5 protein-coding genes are annotated in these 4302 nt (G+C 68.7%); all 5 read right to left on the reverse strand.

What is annotated here, in order from left to right:
* Positions 1-20 precede the first annotated feature (20 nt).
* Complete coding sequence (locus IEZ06_RS35430; RefSeq protein WP_189241040.1) at positions 21-329, reverse strand: hypothetical protein; 309 nt, start codon at positions 327-329, stop codon at positions 21-23.
* Between the two features lie 929 nt (positions 330-1258).
* A complete protein-coding gene (locus tag IEZ06_RS35435; protein ID WP_189241041.1) occupies positions 1259-1666 on the reverse strand; it encodes a four-helix bundle copper-binding protein in 408 nt (135 codons plus the stop codon).
* A 277-nt stretch (positions 1667-1943) separates the two neighbouring features.
* Complete coding sequence (locus tag IEZ06_RS35440) at positions 1944-2813, reverse strand: F510_1955 family glycosylhydrolase (protein WP_189241042.1); 870 nt, start codon at positions 2811-2813, stop codon at positions 1944-1946.
* Positions 2814-2856: 43 nt separating this feature from the next.
* The gene (locus IEZ06_RS35445) at positions 2857-3807 is read right to left on the reverse strand and encodes a M56 family metallopeptidase (protein WP_189241043.1); all 951 of its coding nucleotides are present in this window, start codon (positions 3805-3807) and stop codon (positions 2857-2859) included.
* Positions 3804-4175 (reverse strand): BlaI/MecI/CopY family transcriptional regulator, encoded by a 372-nt coding sequence (locus IEZ06_RS35450; protein ID WP_229799144.1) that lies wholly within the window; start codon positions 4173-4175, stop codon positions 3804-3806. The genes IEZ06_RS35445 and IEZ06_RS35450 overlap by 4 nt, the downstream gene beginning before the upstream one ends.
* Between the last annotated feature and the right edge of the window lie 127 nt (positions 4176-4302).

The raw sequence follows: 4302 nt of genomic DNA on the forward strand, positions 1-4302 counted from the left end.
TCTGACCAGCACCTACACCCTCACCCGTGGCCCAGAACCCTGATTAGCTGCGGAACCCAGGCCTTGGTGGCCTGCAAAGCCATCTTGAGCTTGAGGAAGTGCCCGTCGGCCAGGTTGATGGTGATCGCATCCAGGGCGGCGATGGCGCCGGGCTCCGGCTTAGGCTCCTCCGCCTTCCCGCTCCCGGCAAAAAGCAGGAAGTAGGCCGCTGCGGCACCCACCAGGGCGAGCACGGCTCCGGCGATAATGAAAAGCTTCTTCTTCGACTTCTTGCCGTCGTCCTTCGCCTCCCCGGCATCGGGGGCGGATTTCAGCGTCGCGGTGGCCATGATGTTCTCCCCAATGGGTGTCAGTTACTCGTGCTGAACGCGCCCGCAATGGTGGGCAGCAGTACCTTGGTTCGGGCATCGAGGTCGGGCAGGACGACCACCTCGACCCGGCGGTTCAGCGGTCGCCAGGGGTACAGCGGTCATTGATCGGTCTGAGCCCCATGGAGGCCGGACAGGAAACATCCAGAGCCTGGTCCCGCTGGTCAGCGAGGGCACATCCCCGGTTGTCTCATCCCGTTCATCGGCCGCTTTCGGCATCGCCTGAGGAAAAGCCGCGTCAATCAACGGTCCTCGATAGGAGACGATGCCCAGGTTGGCAGGTGCCATCGCGGGCCCGGTCGCCCTGACGGTGGAGACAAGCCGTCGCACCTGTTGCGCGCGGACGTGACGAGGTCTGGCCTGCTCTCGATGATGGGGCGACCGTGCGTGAGGCAACCGGCCCGCAGGGGCGCCACCAAGCCGACATCGACCTCCTGCAGGAGTGCCTCCTGCCCTCCAGCCGACCGCCGCGCCTCACTCTGCGCTACCGCGATCACCGAGAGCGGGCCAAAGCCGACTATTGCCCGTGGTGGGGCGCGCGGACCTGTTGTCCGTGATGCCAGGGGTCACCGACGGGCGGTGGCGCTGCTGTACGGCGTACCCCGTACGTGGTCTCGGCCCGGACGGCACGCGACGCGTGGCTAGGACGGTTTGGTTTGGGATCTGGAGCCGTCATAGCCAGACGCGCATCGCGAACCAACCGCTATGCAGGCGGGGTTTCCTGCCGTCCTGGCGGGCGAGGGCCGCGATGATGTGAGTGGTGACACGGCGGACGACGCTCCACCGGCAGGCTTGGTCGTCGCCGGACGGCGCGATCCCGGCGGCGTCCGGCGATGCCCCGGTAACGTCTGCGCTGCCTCCCCGGGGGGAGGGGAGGTCCGGCGCTGATTTCAGCTCATGCTGGCCAGCAGGTCACGGCAGGCCTGCTCGCAGGAGCGGCAGGCCTCGGCGCAGATGCGGCAGTGCTCGTGCGCCTCGGCGTGGCGGGCGCACTCGTCGCCGCAGGACTTGCACGCCATGGCGCAGGCCTCCAGCAGGGTGCGGCTGATGTTGGCGTCGTAGCCGGTGTGCCGTGACAGCACCCGGGCGGTGGTGGCGCAGATGTCGGCGCAGTCCATGTTGGTGCGGATGCACTTGGTCAGCTCGGCGACCATGCCCTCGCTCAGGCATGCGTCGGCGCAGGCCGTGCACGCTTCGCTGCACGTGATCAGCGAGTCGATGGTGGCGGCGAGTTTGGTCCGGTCGAGGTTGATCTCGGCCGGATACGTCTCCATCATCGGCTTCGTCGCAGTCGTCATCTTCTCTCCCCTCTGGTAGCGGATGTGCTGACGGTGCGGTACCCGCCTGAGCCGGACCTACGCCGGACCGGGTTGGGGAGTGTCGGAGGTGGCCGGACGACGGTCCGGAGGCGTGGGACAACCGGTTTTGGCCCCCCTCTCGATGACCGCGGCAGCGGAGAGTGAAAGACGGCGGTCGGCTGGAGGAAGGGAGGCGCACCCGTAGCAGACCGCAAGTCGGCTGGGACGAGCCCAGGACACGAGGCCGAGGCCGGTGAGCGCGGCGATACTCTTGCAATCAGCTTTGCGCAGGTCGGTAGGCGACGGAGAAATCGGTGCCCGCGTTCCTCGACTCCACAACCGTGCCCTCAGCCAGGGCCGCGAGAAGGCGCTGGCCGTCGACGGCGGTGAAGGCCGTCACCTGGCCCGAGATCTCGCCTGTGGCCTGCCAGGTCTTGCCAGCGTCTTTGCTGGTGTGGACCTGGCCGTCTGCTCCGACTCCGACCAGGGCGTTCTTGGTGGGAGCGTCGACATGAGACAGCAGCGGAGCTGTAGGCAGCACGGTGAAGCTCGCACCGCCGTCCTCGCTCACCTGCAGGCCATCAGGGGTGGTGGCGTAGACCCGGTCCGGTTGTACGGCGTTGCCGGCGAGGTCGGCCACCTGCATCTGCGCCCCCTGGACCCAGGTACGGCCCCCGTCGGTGCTGCGCCGTACCCGGCTGGTCTGGCTGTCGTAGGCGTACAGGCTGCTTCCGGCCGGTTGGATGGCGTGGAAGTCGGCGACGCCGGCTTCCGACACCGGACTCCAGCTGGCACCGGCGTCCGTGGTGCGGATCAGCCCCAGGTGCGGGGCGCCGCCGGTGGACATCTCCGCCGCGCCGGGATGACCGCTGGCCAGGAAGGTCTTCGGCCCCACCACGGTAAAGCCCATGTGATCGGCGATCCGGTCGGCCACGCGCACGGCACTTTGCGGCGACCGCACCTGGAAGAGCCCGTAGTGCCCAGCGAGATAGATGCTCCCGTCAGCGGGATCGACACCGAGACCGTGGATATGCCCGACGCCCGGATCGTCCGGAGCAGAGGTGGCGATCGGAGACGGCTGCCCGGAGCACGCCGCGCCGAAGAGGGCCGCGATCACCACAACGGCGGCTGCGCGGACTGAAGTCATACGGGCAGCCTACCTCAATCTACTATCAGTCATCGTAGACGGCTCAGAAGATGGCGAGTTGGTGGCAGTGGTGGGCCACGAACGAGCTCACGCCGGGGAGTGCGGCGATGGCGGCGGGCCCGGCCAGCAGGACGGCGACCGCGACCATGCCCGCCAGCCGCTCGCGGCGGCACAACGGGACCTCGGGTCCGAGCATGCGGCGCACCCGGGTAAGAGCGGTCTCGCCCCCCGCGCCCAGCATGAAGGCCGGCGTCTGCCCGGTGGCCAGCCGTACCAGGGCGGAGGCGATATGGATGCGGGGGTGACGGCGGGCGGCGACGTCATCGGCCAGAAGCTCGATCAGGCGGGCAACCTCGGCTCTGGCCCGTTCGAACAGCGGCAGGCCGGGGAAGGCTCGGACCAGGGCTTCGGCGGCGGCCAGCACCAGGTGATGTCTTCCCCGCAGGTGTGCTCGCTCGTGGGCGAGCACGGCGGCCACCTCTTCAGGAGCCAATGACTGCAGGGCCCCGGTGGTGATGACGGCCCGGCCCCTGCGGCCGGGCACGCAGTAGGCTGCGGGCTCGTCGTAGGTGAGCACCACCGCACCCAGCTCGCCGTCGTGACAACCAAGGAGGGCCAACATCTGGGCATGGTGGCGCCGCTCGCGCCGCGCCCGGAGCAGCACGGCGGCCGCGCAGTAGGTGAACCTGGCGATGATCAGGCCGGAGCCGAGCAATGCGAGGCGGGCTTCGGCGGAGGCCAGGGCGGTCCCGCCGGACAGCATGGCGGCACAGGCCTCGAAGAAACCCGCCAAGCCATGCCCGACCACGGAGCCGGGCACCGCGGCGGCCACGCCGGCCAGGACCATGGAGGCGATCGCCGAGGCGCAGGCGGCCAGCCACACGCAGATCGCCAGGCGCGGCGCCCGCTCGGCCCACGCGCCCCGACTCAGCAGCCGAGGCAGCACGAGTACGGCGGCGACGGCGTACAGCACCAGGACCATCGACACGATCATGCGTGACCCCTGGGTGAGTAGACCTGCAGGGCGGCCTGCAGCGCGGAGGCTCCTTCAGGGGTCAGGCGCTCCAGGAAGTGCACCAGCGTGGCCGCCTGGTTGCCGCTTGCCGCCAGAGTGTCGCGCATCAGCTGCGCGGTGTAGGCCTCCTGGCTGGCCATCGTCTCGTAAACGTATGCACGACCGGCCGATCGGCGTTTGAGCAGACCTTTCTCGTGCAGCTTGTCCATCACCGTCATGACGGTGGTGTAGGCGATCTCCCGATCCTGGCGAAGGTCCTCCACCACGTCGCGCACCGACGCGGGACGGCGATACGACCATAGGCGTTCCATGATCGTGGACTCCAGCTCTCCCAGGCCACGCACCATATCGGCTCCCTCCCATGGTCTCTTGATGCTACCGAGCATCGTAGATGCGCTGTCACGCTTGGCCTGTGTCAACGGCCAAGTGCGTGTCGCCGCTGGTGGCCAAGTAGTGGTCCCCACGGCTCCGTAG

It is taken from the genome of Planomonospora antibiotica (assembly GCF_014647955.1).
GTDB lineage: Bacteria > Actinomycetota > Actinomycetes > Streptosporangiales > Streptosporangiaceae > Planomonospora > Planomonospora parontospora.

What these genes read in the sequence shown, in the direction of transcription:
- IEZ06_RS35430 (WP_189241040.1), bottom strand. Translation starts at nt 329, where the DNA reads ATGGCCACCGCGACGCTGAAATCCGCCCCCGATGCCGGGGAGGCGAAG.
- IEZ06_RS35435 (WP_189241041.1), bottom strand. Translation starts at nt 1,666, where the DNA reads ATGACGACTGCGACGAAGCCGATGATGGAGACGTATCCGGCCGAGATC.
- IEZ06_RS35440 (WP_189241042.1), bottom strand. Translation starts at nt 2,813, where the DNA reads ATGACTTCAGTCCGCGCAGCCGCCGTTGTGGTGATCGCGGCCCTCTTC.
- IEZ06_RS35445 (WP_189241043.1), bottom strand. Translation starts at nt 3,807, where the DNA reads ATGATCGTGTCGATGGTCCTGGTGCTGTACGCCGTCGCCGCCGTACTC.
- IEZ06_RS35450 (WP_229799144.1), bottom strand. Translation starts at nt 4,175, where the DNA reads ATGGTGCGTGGCCTGGGAGAGCTGGAGTCCACGATCATGGAACGCCTA.